This window comes from Streptomyces sp. NBC_00075, assembly GCF_045041225.1.
GTDB classification, from domain to species: Bacteria; Actinomycetota; Actinomycetes; order Streptomycetales; family Streptomycetaceae; genus Streptomyces; species Streptomyces adonidis.
Genome location: NZ_CP108243.1, coordinates 7,806,061 through 7,820,093, shown reverse-complemented (window position 1 = coordinate 7,820,093; position 14,033 = coordinate 7,806,061). Strand labels below are relative to the sequence as shown.

At 70.8% G+C, this 14,033-nt stretch carries 10 protein-coding genes and 1 pseudogene; 3 read left to right on the top strand and 8 right to left on the bottom strand.

What is annotated here, in order from left to right; genetic code table 11:
* The first annotated feature begins 118 nt into the window (after positions 1–118).
* Entirely contained in the window at positions 119–1,699 is a 1,581-nt protein-coding gene (locus tag OG787_RS34250; RefSeq protein ID WP_405537800.1) for a M28 family metallopeptidase, read from the top strand.
* Positions 1,700–1,766: 67 nt separating this feature from the next.
* On the opposite strand, the gene OG787_RS34245 is transcribed toward OG787_RS34250, so the two are convergent.
* Positions 1,767–3,014 carry a deoxyguanosinetriphosphate triphosphohydrolase gene (locus OG787_RS34245; RefSeq protein ID WP_369034764.1) on the bottom strand — a complete coding sequence of 416 codons (1,248 nt, stop codon included), beginning with the start codon at positions 3,012–3,014 and terminating at the stop codon, positions 1,767–1,769.
* 103 nt (positions 3,015–3,117) lie between these two features.
* On the bottom strand, positions 3,118–3,963 hold the full coding sequence (locus tag OG787_RS34240; protein ID WP_369034833.1) for a sirohydrochlorin chelatase: 846 nt from the start codon (positions 3,961–3,963) through the stop codon (positions 3,118–3,120).
* A 399-nt stretch (positions 3,964–4,362) separates the two neighbouring features.
* On the opposite strand from OG787_RS34240, the gene OG787_RS34235 reads away from it, so the two are divergent.
* Complete coding sequence (locus OG787_RS34235) at positions 4,363–4,974, top strand: vancomycin high temperature exclusion protein (protein WP_405540672.1); 612 nt, start codon at positions 4,363–4,365, stop codon at positions 4,972–4,974.
* 341 nt (positions 4,975–5,315) lie between these two features.
* Entirely contained in the window at positions 5,316–7,433 is a 2,118-nt protein-coding gene (locus OG787_RS34230) for a molybdopterin oxidoreductase family protein (RefSeq protein WP_405537798.1), read from the top strand.
* A gap of 20 nt (positions 7,434–7,453) precedes the next feature.
* Here OG787_RS34230 and OG787_RS34225 read toward each other — a convergent pair whose 3' ends face one another.
* The 6 genes and pseudogenes from OG787_RS34225 to OG787_RS34200 form a co-directional block, all read right to left on the bottom strand.
* Complete coding sequence (locus OG787_RS34225) at positions 7,454–8,644, bottom strand: cytochrome P450 (protein WP_405537797.1); 1,191 nt, start codon at positions 8,642–8,644, stop codon at positions 7,454–7,456.
* Between the two features lie 292 nt (positions 8,645–8,936).
* A pseudogene (locus OG787_RS34220) lies at positions 8,937–10,349 on the bottom strand (alkaline phosphatase family protein); the annotation flags it as partial.
* A complete protein-coding gene (gene eboE / locus OG787_RS34215) occupies positions 10,346–11,512 on the bottom strand; it encodes a metabolite traffic protein EboE (protein WP_405537795.1) in 1,167 nt (388 codons plus the stop codon). The gene eboE and the pseudogene OG787_RS34220, both read right to left, overlap by 4 nt.
* 7 nt (positions 11,513–11,519) lie before the next feature.
* Positions 11,520–12,374, bottom strand: coding sequence for a TatD family hydrolase (locus OG787_RS34210; protein WP_369034116.1), 855 nt, complete (start codon positions 12,372–12,374; stop codon positions 11,520–11,522).
* Positions 12,375–12,376: 2 nt separating this feature from the next.
* Entirely contained in the window at positions 12,377–13,045 is a 669-nt protein-coding gene (locus OG787_RS34205; RefSeq protein WP_369034117.1) for an EboA domain-containing protein, read from the bottom strand.
* Positions 13,046–13,156: 111 nt separating this feature from the next.
* Positions 13,157–14,005 (bottom strand): sugar phosphate isomerase/epimerase family protein, encoded by an 849-nt coding sequence (locus tag OG787_RS34200; RefSeq protein ID WP_405537794.1) that lies wholly within the window; start codon positions 14,003–14,005, stop codon positions 13,157–13,159.
* Positions 14,006–14,033: the final 28 nt, after the last annotated feature.

Genomic DNA, 14,033 nt, shown 5'->3' with positions numbered 1-14,033 from the left:
ACAACTGAGCCAAACCAGCGAAACCGAACACGAGTTGCAGAAAACCCCTTCTCGTGACCCGCGTAGCTCGCTAGCGTCCCTCCCACCTCGTTCGCACATCCACTGGGGAAGGACCTCTGTGAACGTATTACGCAAGGCATCGTCCCACTCGCGCAGAGCCGTGGCGGTCATCGCCGCCACCGCACTCGCGACACCGCTGCTGATCGCCTCCGCCGGAACGGCCGGCGCCCACGGCGGCCACGGCGATCCGGCCGCCGACGCCAGGAAGCTCGCGAAGACCCTGGTCAAGGAGTCGTCCGCGAAGGACGCGTACAAACACCTCAAGGCCCTCCAGGCCATCTCCGACGCCAACGGCGGCAACCGCGCGGCCGGTACACCGGGCCACGACAAGTCCGCCCAGTACGTCTACCGGGTGCTGAAGAAGGCCGGCTACAAGGTCTCGTACGACAGCTTCGACTTCGACTACATCGAGACTCTCGCCGAGAAGGCCGCCGTGATCTCGCCGGCGCCGCGCGATCTCGGCATCACGGCGATGACGTACACGAAGTCGACGCCGGTGGGCGGCATCACGGCCGCGCTCGCCGCCGCCACGGTGGACGCCACTCCCGGCTGTGAGGCCGGGGACTACGCGGCCGGTGCCTTCACCGGCAAGATCGCGCTGATCAAACGCGGTGGCTGCACCTTCGCACAGAAGCAGATCGTCGCCTCCGAGGCGGGGGCCGTCGGCGCGATCATCTACAACAACACGGCGGGCGTCCTCTCCGGCACCCTCGGCGACGCGGCGAGCGGCCGGATCCCGACCGCCGGCCTCAGCCAGGCCGAGGGCGAGGCACTCGCCACCGATGTCGCGGCGGGCGAGGTCACGGTCGGCTTCGAGGTCCGCCAGCTGATCGAGACCCGTACGACGAACAACGTCGTCGCGGAGACCCGCGGCGGCGACGCGGACAACACGGTGTTCCTGGGCGCCCACCTCGACTCGGTCACCGAGGGCCCCGGCATCAACGACAACGGCTCCGGCTCGGCCGGCATCCTGGAGGTCGCCGAGGAACTCGCCGAGAACACGCGGTACGGCAAGCAGCCGCCCAACAAGGTGAAGTTCGCCTTCTGGTCGGCCGAGGAACTGGGCCTGGTCGGCTCCGAGTCGTACGTCTCGCGGCTCACCGAGGAGCAGCGGGCGCAGATCAAGCTCTATCTGAACTTCGACATGATCGCCTCGCCGAACTACGCCCAGTTCGTGTACGACGGCGACGACTCGGACGCCGAGGGCGCGGGTCCAGGACCGGAGGGGTCGGCCCAGCTGGAGCGCGACATCAACGCGTTCCTCGACTCCAGGCGCACACCGCACCAGGGCACCGACTTCTCCGGCCGCTCCGACTACGGGCCGTTCATCGCGGTCGGTATCCCCTCGGGCGGCACCTTCACCGGCGCCGAGGGCATCAAGACCGAGGCCCAGGCCGCACTGTTCGGCGGGACGGCCGGCGTGGCGTACGACGCGTGCTACCACGCGGCGTGCGACGACCTGGACAACATCAGCATGAAGGCGTTCGGCATCAACATCGGGGTCATCGCCAACGCGGTGGGCACCTACGCCCATGACCTCAGCTCGCTGAGCACGCCGGTCGTGTCCACGCCCACCACGGGCGGCGACGGCAGCGGCGGTGGGCTGCACCCCGGCCACGACGAGGTCGTGGCGGAGTAGTGGAGTGATTCGGTAGTCGGGTAGTCGGTACGGCATGCGGGAGAGGAGCGCTCTCCCGCATGCCGTGTCAGGCGGTCAGGCGTTCGTTGAGCGAGCGGGCGGCGGCGTCCGTGAGCGAGGCGATCTGGTCGACGAGCACGCGTTTGCGGGCGCGGTCGTCGGGGGCCTCGTCGAAGAGCGCGCGGAACTGGGGTTCCAGGCCGTCCGGGGCGCGGGCGGTGAGTGCCTCGGCCAGCTCCGCGACGACGATCCGCTGGTCCGCGCGGAGCACCTCCTGCTCGGCACGCTGCATGACGTACCGGTCGGCGACCGCCTTGAGGACCGCGCACTCCAGCCTGGTCTCGCGCGGTACGACGAGTTCGGCGGTGTACCGGGTGAGCGGGCCGCTGCCGTACGCCGCGCGCGTGGCGCCCTCGGCGGCGAGGCAGAAGCGGCCGATGAGCTGGCTGGTGGCGTCCTTCAGACGGGCCTGGGCGACGGCCGAGCCGTCGTAGCCGTGCGGCCACCACGGTTCGTTCTGGAGCCGGTCGAGGGCTTCCGCCAGTTCCGCCGGGTCGGTTTCCTTGGGCACGTAACGGCCGAGGGCGACCTCGAAGACCGCACGGCGTTCGGGCTCCGCGTGCAGGGCGGCCGGGTCGAGGTGGCCGGCGTGCAGGCCGTCCTCGACGTCGTGCACCGAGTACGCCACGTCGTCGGCCCAGTCCATGACCTGGGCCTCGAAGGTGGTGCGGGTGCCGGGGGCGTCCTTGCGGAGCCAGTCGAAGACGGGGCGGTCGTCCTCGTAGACGCCGAACTTGGGGGACCCGGGGTCGGTGGGGTGGGCGCCGCGTGGCCAGGGGTACTTGGTGGCGGCGTCCAGGACGGCCCGGGTGAGGTTGAGGCCGACCGAGCCTTCCGGGGTGAACCGCTTGGGCTCGATGCGGGTGAGGAGTCTCAGGGACTGGGCGTTGCCCTCGAAGCCGCCGCAGTCCTCCGCGAACTCGTTCAGCGCCTGTTCCCCGTTGTGGCCGAACGGGGGGTGACCCAGGTCGTGGGCGAGGCAGGCGGCTTCGACGAGGTCTGGGTCGCAGCCCAGGGCCGCGCCCAGCTCGCGGCCTACCTGGGCGCATTCCAGGGAGTGGGTGAGGCGGGTGCGGGGGCTGGCGTCCCAGCTGTGGCTGCGGGTGCCCGGGGTGACGACCTGGGTCTTGCCTGCGAGGCGGCGCAGGGCGGCTGAGTGGAGGATTCGGGCGCGGTCGCGTTGGAAGGCGGTTCGGCCGGGGCGCTTGTCCGGTTCCGGGGCCCAGCGTTCGGTTGACGACAGGTCGTACGACATGTCTCGACAGTACGGGCAGGCACTGACAAACGGGGTGCGCGTTCCTGTCTGGGGGGTGCGCCGTTTCGTCTGCCGGGTGCGCCGTTTCGTCTGCCTGGTGCTGTTATACGGCGAGTGCGGGTCGGTGGGGGCTGGTCGCGCCGTTCCCCGCGCCCCTTGGGGAGTCGCCCTTTAGCGGGGTTGACAATGCCTGGTCGTAGCGGTGGAGGAGGAGGTTTGCCATCGCGGGGTGTGTGCCCAAGGGGGCCGCGGCGATCCATGGGGCCGTTTCCGCGCACTCTGTCGCGAAGCGGCCGGGGGCCGTGAAATAGGAGGCGATGGCCACCCTTGTACGGCCGCTCGCCTCCAGGGCCTTGATGGCGTCCGGGACCGTCGGGGCCGCTGTCGTCGCGTAGGCGGGGACCACCGGGACGCCCAGGCGGTCGGCGAGGAGCTGGGCCGTGCGGCCCGTGTCGACCTTGGACTCGGGATCCCGGGAACCCGCCGCCGCCAGGACGACCGCGCTCTGGCGCCGCGTCTCGTGGTCCGTCCGCGTGGGCCAGCCCGCCTCGACCAGGCGGGCGTACAGGGCGTCCACCAGAAGGGGGTGCGGGCCCAGGGCGGGGGCCACGCGCGCGTGCACCCTCGATTCGGCGGCCATCTCGGGGATGTCGCGCTTGACGTGGTAGCCGCGGCTGAGGAGGAGCGGGACGAGGATCGCCTCGCGGTCGCCGAGGGCGGCGAGCGTGTCGGGGAGCAGGGGCTCGTTCAGCTCGATGTGACCGAGGTGGACCGGCAGGCCGGGGCGCAGGGCGCGGACCTGGTCGAGGAGCGTGCGTACGGTGCTCAGGGCGCGCGGGTCACGGCTGCCGTGGGCCACGACGACGAGCGCGGGCGGCTCGGGGCGCCGCCTGCCGTCGAGGGACACGAGGCTGAGCTGGCCGGCGAGCTGACTGCTGATCCGGTTCATGAGGTGCGCCGTACTGTCGAGGTGGGTCCCCGGGAGCGGGTGGGCGTCGGGGCTGGGGCTTCGGGCGGTTGTGGGGCTGGGGGCGGCGGTGGACTCGTCGGGTGGTGGGTTCGACGGCGTCATGGACCGATGGTCGCGGGGGGAGGTTGCCACCCCGTTGCGCGAAGATATCGGTGGTTTTCCACAGGTTCACGGTGGGGCTGGGGGTCACTGTGAGGTGGCTTGACCTGCGTATTCGGTCGGGCGAGTGAGGCCGGTCACGTGCGTTGCGGTGAACCGGGGGGCCTCGTGTCACGTCCCTGACTGTCGTAGGCCGACCTGGAGGGACCGCCCGTGAGACTCCGCAGACCCCGTCTGCCGCGCACCCGTACCGGGCAGCGGAGGCTTGTGCAGGCCGTGATGCTCGGGTGCGTGGTGGCGTTGCTGCCGGCCACGTGGATGTTCGTCGCCACGGGTGACCGGCTGCGTGATGTCTCGGACGCGCCGCGTACCGATGTCGCCGTCGTCTTCGGGGCCGGGTTGTGGGACGGGGAGCCGTCTCCGTATCTCGCGCACCGGTTGGACGCGGCGGCGGAGCTGTATCGGGCGGGGCGGGTGAAGGTGGTGCTCGTCACCGGGGACAACAGTCGGGAGGACTATGACGAGCCGGATGCGATGCGGGGGTATCTGACGCGGCACGGGGTGCCTGACGGGCGGATCGTGAGTGACTATGCCGGGTTCGACACGTGGGACTCGTGTGTCCGCGCGAAGAAGATCTTCGGGGTGGACCGGGCCGTGTTGATCAGTCAGGGGTTTCACATTCGTCGGGCGGTGGCGTTGTGCGAGGCGGCGGGGGTGGAGTCGTACGGGGTCGGGGTCGAGGCTCGGCATGATGTGACGTGGTACTACGGCGGGGTGCGGGAGATTTTCGCGGCGGGCAAGGCTGCGGTGGATGCGGTGTTCGAGCCTGATCCGCGGTTTCTGGGGCCGGTGGAGGTGGGGGTGGAGCGGGCGTTGGGGGGTGGTGGGTGAACGTGGGGGTTGTTTCGCCCCCGCCGCCCCTACCCGTCCCATCCTCGGGGGCACTGCCCCCGAACCCCCTTGTCCTCAAACGCCGGACGGGCTGGATGGTGCCGGCCGGGGCTGGATCTTTCAGCGCGAGCCCAGCCATTTCAGCCCGTCCGGCGTTTGAGGACGAGGCCGTTCAGGCCGACAGCGGGGGTCTGGGGGCGGCAGCCCCCAGGGATGGGACGGGTAGGGGCGGCGGGGGCGAAGAAACCTCACCGGCCGTGCCCTCGCCCCGGGAGGTCCCCGTGCCTGGCGTGTAACGGGGGGCGTTCCGGGGTGTAACACGGGCGTCGCACGCTGGCGGTATGGAGACCTCCGTGACGCCCACGCACTGCCCGTACTGCGCCCTGCAGTGCGGTATGAACCTCACGCCGGCAGCAGGCGGGGGCGTCACGGTCTCCGAGCGCGTCGACTTCCCCGTCAATCGTGGCGCACTGTGCGGGAAGGGACGCACCGCCCCAGCCCTGCTGTCACCGTCGCTGCGGCTGACCGAGCCGCTCGTCCGGCGGGACGGCGTCCTCGTACCCACGACCTGGGAAGACGCGCTGGACCGCGTCGCCGAGGGACTGACCCGCACGCGTACGGAGCATGGCCCGGACGCGTGCGGTGTCTTCGGCGGGGGTGGGCTGACGAATGAAAAGGCCTACGCCCTTGGGAAGTTCGCCCGGGTCGTTCTCGGGACCTCCCAGATCGACTACAACGGGCGTTTCTGTATGTCGTCCGCTGCCGCGGCCGGGAACAAGGCATTTGGGCTCGACCGGGGGCTGCCCTTCCCCATGGAGGACATCCCCAAGACCGGGTGCGTCATCCTCGTCGGGTCGAATCTCGCCGAGACCATGCCGCCCGCCCTCCGCTACTTCACCGAACTCAAGGAGAACGGGGGGACGTTGATCGTCATCGATCCGCGTCGGACCCGTACCGCCGAGCAGGCCGATCTGCATCTCGCACCGCGCCCCGGCACCGATCTCGCCCTCGCCCTGGGGCTGTTGCATCTCGTCGTCTCGCAAGGGCGCACCGACGAGGCGTTCATCGAGGAACGGACCAGCGGGTGGGAGGAGACCCGGGCCGCCGCGATGGCCCACTGGCCCGAGTACGTGGAGCGGATCACCGGGGTGCCCGTGCCCCAACTCCGGGACGCTGTACGGATGTTCTGCGAGCCGGCCACCGCGATGGTGCTCACGGCGCGTGGGCCCGAGCAGCAGTCCAAGGGGACGGACACCGTCGGGGCGTGGATCAACCTGTGCCTGGCCACCGGGCGTTCGGGGCGACCGTACTCCGGATACGGGTGTCTGACCGGGCAGGGCAACGGGCAGGGCGGGCGTGAACACGGGCAGAAGGCCGACCAGCTGCCCGGCTACCGCAAGCTGACCGACCCCGACGCGCGGCGCCATGTGGCCGGCGTGTGGGGCGTCGACCCGGACTCGTTGCCGGGGCCCGGGTTGAGCGCGTACGAACTCCTCGACTCGCTCGGTAGCAGCATCCGCTCGCTGTTGCTGATGGGGTCCAACCCGGTGGTGTCCGCGCCCCGGGCCGGGCACATCCAACAGCGCCTGGAATCACTGGACTTCCTCGCCGTCGCGGATGTCGTGCTGTCGGATACCGCTGCCCTCGCCGATGTCGTTCTGCCCGTCACGCAGTGGGCCGAGGAGACCGGTACGACCACCAATCTGGAGGGGCGGGTGCTGCTGCGCCGGCAGGCCGTCACTCCCCCGGAGGGTGTGCGGAGCGATCTGTACGTCCTGCATCAGCTTGCCGCCCGGGCGGGGGTGGAGAAGGGGTTCCCGGTCGAACCCGAGGAGGTCTTCGAGGAGTTGCGCCGGGCCAGCGCGGGCGGGATCGCCGACTACTCGGGGATCACGTACCGGCGGCTCGCCGAGGAGAACGGTGTCTTCTGGCCGTGCCCCGCACCCGCCCCGGACGCGGGGGACGCCGACGACCGGCCTTCGGCCTCGGTGCATCCCGGCTCGCCCCGGCTCTTCCTCGACCGGTTCGCGACCGAGGACGGGCGGGCCCGGTTCGTGCCCGTCACGTACCGGCCGATCGCCGAGGAGCCGGACGCCGAGTATCCGGTGCTGCTGACCACCGGGCGGGTCGTGGCGCAGTACCAGTCCGGGGCCCAGACGCGGCGTGTCGACGAGTTGAACGCCGCCGCGCCCGGGCCGTTCGTGGAGCTGCACCCCCGGCTGGCCGCGCGGCTCGGAGCCGCGGAGGGGGACGCCATCACCGTCGTGTCGCGGCGCGGGCGGGCGGTGGCGCCGGCGCGGATCACGACCGCGATCCGCCCCGACACCGTCTTCATGCCCTTCCACTGGCCGGGCGAGGGCCGGGCCAACACGCTGACCAATCCGGCCCTCGACCCGGTCTCCCGGATGCCGGAGTTCAAGGCGTGCGCGGTACGGCTGGAGGTTGCCGTACGAGGCTGACGTCACCCGGGTTACTGCTGCTACCAGGTGACCGGCAGCGTGCGTACGCCGTGGACCGCGCGCCCCTCGTGGGCGTTCATCTCGGCCGGGGCCGTCAGGCGCAGGTCCGGGAGGCGGCGGAAGAGGGTGGGCAGGGCGATCTGGAGTTCGGCGCGGGCGAGGGACTGGCCGAGGCAGTTGTGCAGGCCGTGGCTGAATGTCAGGTGGTGCTGGGTGTCCCGGGTGATGTCGAAGGTGTCCGGGTCGGCGAAGGCGTCGGGGTCCCGGTTGGCGGCCTGGAGCGCGATGACGACGCCCTCCCCGGCGCGTACCGTGACGCCGCCGATCTCGACGTCCTCCGTGGCGATACGCCGGATCCCGATGTGAACGACCGTGAGATAGCGCAGGAGTTCCTCGACCGCACCCGGCACCAGCTCCGGATCGGCACGCAGCGCAGCCAGTTGGGCAGGGTGGGACAGCAGGGTCACCACCCCGAGGGACAGCATGCTCGCCGTCGTCTCATGACCCGCGATGAGCAGCATCACGGCAAGTCCGGCCGCCTCGGCGGCAGTTGCCTCGCCAGTGGCCACACGCTCGGTCGCGAGCCGACTGATCAGGTCGTCGCCGGGGTCGGCGGTCTTGGCGGCGAGCAGTTCCATGAGGTACCCGAAGAGCGCGCCCCAGCCCGCCCGCATCGCCTCGGGCCCGTCGGTCACGGTGGCGAACGCGGCGGCGTGCCGATGGATGAACTCCCGGTCCGCGTACGGCACTCCGAGCAGTTCGCAGATGACGAGCAGCGGCAGAGGGAGAGTGAACTGCTCCACCAGATCGACGTCGGGCCCCTTGGCCACCAGGTCGTCGATGAGCCGGTCGGTCAACTGCTGGATGGACGGGCGCAGTTCCTCGGCACGACGGAAGGTGAAGTCGGGGATCAGCATGCGACGCAGCCGCGTGTGATCGGGCGGGTCCATGGCGAAGAGCTGACCGGGGGTGGGAGGCGGCGGGGTCGGCTGAAGCCCGGGGAACCCTTCCCGCCGGTTCGACGAACTGAAGCGGGCATCGGCCAGAACGGCACGAGCATCCTCGTGCCGGGTCACCAGCCAGGGCGTGTTGCCGCCCCAGAGAGCGATACGGCTGATCAGGCTCTGCTCGCGCAACACGGCGTATTCGGCGGGCGGGTCGAGCAGGGAGGTGCGCCGCATGGGCAGGGTGGGAAGCGTCGTCTCAGACATGGTCGGTGTCTCCGGCGGGGTGGGGGGTTGCGGCGGGATTGGGGGTTGCGGCGTGGTCGGGGGCTGCGGCTTGATCCGTCGCTGCGGCTTTGCCGGGCGCTGCGGCTTTGCCGGTGGGCGTGGCATCGGCGGTGGACGCGGTCTGGCCGGTGGCTGTGCCGGGAGCGGGGGCTGCGGCATCGGCGGGCCCCGGGGCCTGGGCGGTGCGCGCGGCCTCGCCGGTGGGCGTGCCGGAAGCAGTGGCTGGGGGATGCGCAGCAGTCGCAGCGGCCTCGGCGGTGGCTGGCGTCGGCGACAGGCCCGCCAGCTTCAGTAGCAGGGCCTTGACGTCCGTCGCCGCGATCGTTTCGGTGGTGTGGTCCGGTGTGGAGCACACCAGTACGGGGCCGTGGTCGGGGTCGGTCGGGAGGCGGCCGTGGCTGCCTCGGACGCCTGCCGGGTCCAGGGGGACCGTTTGCAGGCGATAGCGGAAGCCCAGTTTTTTGCGGGCCAGTTGGCCTGCCGCGCGGAGTTTCACGTTGGGGACCGTGTTGTCCCACAGGAGTTCGGCGGGGTCGTAGCCGGGCTTGCGGTGGATCTCGACCTGGCGGGCGAAGTCGGGAGCGCGGTCGTCGTCCAGCCAGTAGTAGTACGTGAACCAGGCGTCGGCGTCCGCCACCGCGACCAGCTCTCCGGAGCGTTCGTGGTCCAGGCCGTGGGTCACCTTTCCGACCGGGCCCAACACCTGGTCCACGCCTTCGAGTTCACCCAGGAGTTTGGCGACTTCGCGTACGTCGTCCGGGTTCCGTACGTACACGTGCGCCACCTGGTGGTCGGCGACGGCGAAGGCGCGGGAGGTCCAGGGGTCGAGGTACTCCATGCCGTCCTGGGTGTACACCTCCAGCAACCCGGCACTGCGCAGGGCCCTGTTGATGTCCACGGGGCGGGAGACCGGGGTGATGCCGTACTCGCTGAGCGCCACCACCGTGGCACCGGCGGCGAGGAAGTGGTCGATCAACGGGCGCAGGGCGTCGTCGAGTTGGCGGGCCGCGCGGATCGACGCCTCGGACTGGGGGCCGGATCGCTGGGGTTCGTAGTCCATCTGCGGGATGTAGACCAGGGTCAGGTCGGGGTCGTGCTCGTCGAAGACCTGGCGGGCGGCGCCCAGGATCCACTGGGTGGAGGGCATGCCGGCGTTGGGGCCCCAGTAGGTGAACAGGGGGAACGGGCCCAGGCGTTCGGTGAGTTCGTCGTGCAGGGAGGGCGGCCAGGTGTAGCAGTCGGGTTCCTTGCGGCCGTCGGAGTAGTAGACCGGGCGCGGGGTCACCGTCCAGTCGACGTCGGCGCCCATGGCGTACCACCAGCAGATGTTGGCGACCTTGTAGCCGGGCACCTGCTTTCGGGCCGCGTCCCAGATCTTCTCGCCGCCGACGAGGGCGTTGTGCTGCCGCCAGAGCAGGACGTCACCGACGTCGCGGAAGTACCAGCCGTTGGCCACCGCGCCGTGGGTGGACGGGAGTTCACCGGTGAGGAAGGTGGACTGGGCGGTGCAGGTGACCGCGGGGAGTGTCGTGCCGAGGGGGGCCTTGAAGCCTCGGTCGGCGATGGACGCCACGGCGGGCATGTGGCGGAGGAGGGCGGGCGTGAGGCCGACGATGTCCAGGACGACGAGTCGGTTCGTGTTCGGGGTCTCGGGCACGGGTGTCACAGGTTTCGTGGATGTCATGAGTGGTCCTCTTTGAGGCCCAGGCCGGTCAACCGGTCGCGGGCCCAGGCGAGTTCGGCGGCGATGCCGGCGGCGAGGTCGGTGTGCGGGTCGGGCAGGACGGTCCAGGTGTAGGTCTCGACCTCGATGTGGTCGCAGGTCGCCGTCGGGCCGCCCAGGAGGCCGGCGAGGACGCCGGTGAGCGCGCCGGTGGTCGTCCGGAGAGGTGGCGCGGGCTCGGCGTGCAGCGGGGCGTGGAAGTGGGTGCGCCAGGGGGTGGCGGAGCCGGTCGCCGGAAGGCCGTCGTCGTCCAGGGCGTCCGGCAGGTCGTCGACGCCGACCACCTTGCCCTCGGCGACCGTTCGGGTCTGGTGCAGGAACCGTCGTTCGGCCAGTTCACGCAGGGCGGCGACGGCCTGCGGGTCGGTCGGGTCGGGGGCCTCGACCGCACAGGACGCCTGGAGCTTGACGACCGGCAGTCCGGCGTCGGTAAGCCGCCCGAGAGCCTCCCCGGGCTCCTCGAACTGGACGGCGAGATGGCAGGCGTCCAGGCAGACGCCGAGATAGTCACGGTCGACGTCGGCGAACTCCCGTACCGCCTGGGTGGTGGTCTCCACGACGCACCCCGGCTCCGGTTCGAAGCCGACCCGGATACGGCGGCCGGTCTCCGACTCCAACTCCCTGAGTCCTGTCGCGAGTTGGTCCAGTGCTCGGCGAGCCCCGTCCGCGCGCTCGTCCTCCCACGGGGTGCGCCAGGCCAGCGGGAGGGTGGAGACGCTGCCGCGTCGGGCGTCGTCGGGGAGGAGGGCGGCGAGGACGCGGGCGCAGTCGAGGGTGTAGGCGAGGCGGGCCGGGTCGGCCCAGTCGGGGAGGTAGACGTCCTTCTTGACGACCTCGCGGTGGAACCCCTCGTAGGGGAAGGCGTTGAGGGTGACCGTCTCCAGTCCGCGCGCCGCCAGTTCGGCTCGGAGCGTCCTCAACGCCCCCTCGTCGGCTGCCAGTTCGGTGACAGCCGTGCGGGCCAGCCAGAGGCCGATGCCGAGTCGGCCCACGCCGAGCCGCTCCCGTACGGGTTCCGCGTAGGCGGCGAGCTGGGCGACGACTCCCGCGAGGTCCTCGGCCTGGTGGACGTTGCTGCAGTACGCGAGGTGGACGGGGGTGCCGTCGGGGTGGCGGAAGCGCACGGGCGGTTCACTCTCCCCCGCGCCGGATGGAGTTGCCCTCGAACGACGAGGTGTCGTCGGGCTTCGGCTCGTCCAGGTCGAGGCGTCCGCTCTGGCCGTAGAAGGCGACGGGGTTGCGCCACAGGACGCGGTCGACGTCATCGGCGGAGAAGCCGTCGGCGAGCATCGCTATACCGGTCTTGCGCGTCTTCAGGGGGTCCGAACTGCCCCAGTCCGCCGCCGAGTTGACCATGACACGGTCGAGGCCGTGCTCCCGGAGTATGCGGACCATCCGGTCCTCGCTCATCTTCGTCTTCGGGTAGACGGAGAAGCCGGCCCAGCAGCCGCTGTCGAGGACCATGCCGACCGTCAGCTCGTTCAGGTGGTCCAGGACGACGAGTTCGGGGGCGATGCCCGACTCCCGTACGACGTCCAGGGTCCGGCGCGTCCCGGCCGCCTTGTCGCGGTGCGGGGTGTGGACGAGGGCGGGCAGGCCGTGTTCGACGGCGAGTTGGAGCTGGCGGGCGAGGACCTCGTCCTCCTCCTTGGTCATCGAGTCGTAGCCGATCTCGCCGACGGCGACGACCCGGTCCTTGGCGAGGTAGCGGGGCAGCTCGTCGAGGACGGGGAGGCAGCGCGGGTCGTTCGCCTCCTTCGGGTTGAGGGCGATCGTGCAGAAGTGCTGGATGCCGAACTGGGCGGCCCGGTACGGCTCCCAGCCGAGCAGCGAGTCGAAGTAGTCGTAGAAGGTGTCGGGCGAGGTGCGGGGCTGGCCGAGCCAGAAGGCGGGCTCGACGACGGCCCGGACTCCGGCCGCGTACATGGCCTCGTAGTCGTCGGTGGTGCGGGAGGTCATGTGGATGTGGGGGTCGAAGATGCGCATGGTCACTCGGTTCCGTGGGTGGTGGTCGCGCTGGTCGTTGTTCCGTTGGCGGTGGTTCCGCTGGTGGTGAAGGGGCGTACGAGGGGGGTGACGTCCTCGGGTACGGGACGTCCGGCCGCCGTCCGTTCGCGGGCGAAGTCGCCGAGCATGCGGGCGAGTTCGGCGTCGGCGCGGTCGTCGAGTCCGGCCACGCGGGCGAGCGGGATCTCACAGAAGACGCACTTCAGGACGGCCTGGCGGTATTCGTCCGCCGGGAGGTGGGCGGCGGCGTAGGGGCCGAGGGCGGCCTCGATCAGCGTGTTGTCGTTGCCGCGCAGGGTCTGCCGTACGAGGTCCAGGAACCGGCCGGTGCCGTCCTGGTCGAGTTGGGGCAACGCCCGCAGGACGGCGCGTTGTTCGGCGGGGTCGCCGTAGCGGTGGAGCGCTCCCACCTCATCGGTGAGGGCCTGGTCGCGCAGGGGCAGCGCGGACAGGAGGAGGGCGCGGACGGCTTCGTCGACGGTCCGGCCGTCCGGCAGCGGGGCGCGTCCGCAGCGGCGGCGGACGGCGGGGAAGAGGGTGCGGATGGCGGTGGGAGCGGCGGCGATATCCGCCAGCGCGGTGTCGAGCCAGGCGCGGGCTTCGGGGGTGAGGGGAAGGGAGGAATGGGGGGCTGGGCCGGAAAGGGGCATGACGGCGTTCCAGAATGGGAGTGGGAGAAGAGAAAGAAAGGGGGGTCAAGGGAATGTCAGAGCAAAAGAGTTAGCAAAATACTCGTGAATGAATTGCGAAAGGGCAGGCGCTCAGGAGGCGAGCAGGGTCCGGGATTCGGCCCGGCGCAGGAACTCCAGGGAGTTACGGGCGATGTCGGGGGCGTCCAGAGCACCGCCCTGGATCTCGACGGACACCAGACCGCGGTGCCCGAGGTCGGTCAGCGCCGCCAGTACCGACGGGAAGTCGATCTCGCCCGCGCCGAACTCCAGGTGCCGGTGGACACCGCGGACCATGTCCTCGATCTGCACGTTCAGCAGGTGCGGCGCGGCCAGGTCGACGCAGTCGAGCAGCGACGGCTCCTCCACGCAGTGGGCGTGTCCGATGTCCAGCGTGACGCCCAACAGCTCGTGTCCGCCGGTCAGTTCACGCAGCCTGAGACACTTCGCGACGGTGTCGACGAACATGTGCGGCTCTGGTTCGAAGGCCAGCGCGACCCCGTACGCCTCCGCCGTCTCCAGCGCGGCCCCGACGCCCGCGGCCAGCCGCCGCCATGCCTCCGTCTCCGGGATGTCGTCCGGGGCCGGTCCGCTGCACAACTGGACGGTGGGCGAGCCCAGTTCGGCGGCGACACGGACGGCACGTCGCACCAGGTCGACCCGGCGGTCCGGTTCGCCGGACATCAGGGTCGGCTGGTGCTTGCCCCAGGGGTCGAGGAAGTAGGGCGCCCCGGTCTCGACGGTGACCGTCAGCCCGAGTCGCGCCAACTGCCCCCGCACGCGGGTGACTTGGCGGTCCAGGTCGTCGGCGTACGGGTCGAGGTGGTTGTGGTCGAGGGTGAGGGCGACGCCGTCGTAGCCCAGGTCGGCGAGGATGCCGAGGACGTCGGAGAGACGGTGGTGGGTGAATCCGTTGGTGCCGTAGCCGAATCTCAGGCCCATGACCCGCCCTTCGTCACATTTCCCATGT

What these genes read in the sequence shown, in the direction of transcription:
- OG787_RS34245 (WP_369034764.1), bottom strand. Translation starts at nt 3,014, where the DNA reads ATGTCGTACGACCTGTCGTCAACCGAACGCTGGGCCCCGGAACCGGAC.
- OG787_RS34240 (WP_369034833.1), bottom strand. Translation starts at nt 3,963, where the DNA reads ATGAACCGGATCAGCAGTCAGCTCGCCGGCCAGCTCAGCCTCGTGTCC.
- OG787_RS34235 (WP_405540672.1), top strand. Translation starts at nt 4,363, where the DNA reads ATGCTCGGGTGCGTGGTGGCGTTGCTGCCGGCCACGTGGATGTTCGTC.
- OG787_RS34230 (WP_405537798.1), top strand. Translation starts at nt 5,316, where the DNA reads ATGGAGACCTCCGTGACGCCCACGCACTGCCCGTACTGCGCCCTGCAG.
- OG787_RS34225 (WP_405537797.1), bottom strand. Translation starts at nt 8,644, where the DNA reads ATGTCTGAGACGACGCTTCCCACCCTGCCCATGCGGCGCACCTCCCTG.
- OG787_RS34210 (WP_369034116.1), bottom strand. Translation starts at nt 12,374, where the DNA reads ATGCGCATCTTCGACCCCCACATCCACATGACCTCCCGCACCACCGAC.
- OG787_RS34205 (WP_369034117.1), bottom strand. Translation starts at nt 13,045, where the DNA reads ATGCCCCTTTCCGGCCCAGCCCCCCATTCCTCCCTTCCCCTCACCCCC.
- OG787_RS34200 (WP_405537794.1), bottom strand. Translation starts at nt 14,005, where the DNA reads ATGGGCCTGAGATTCGGCTACGGCACCAACGGATTCACCCACCACCGT.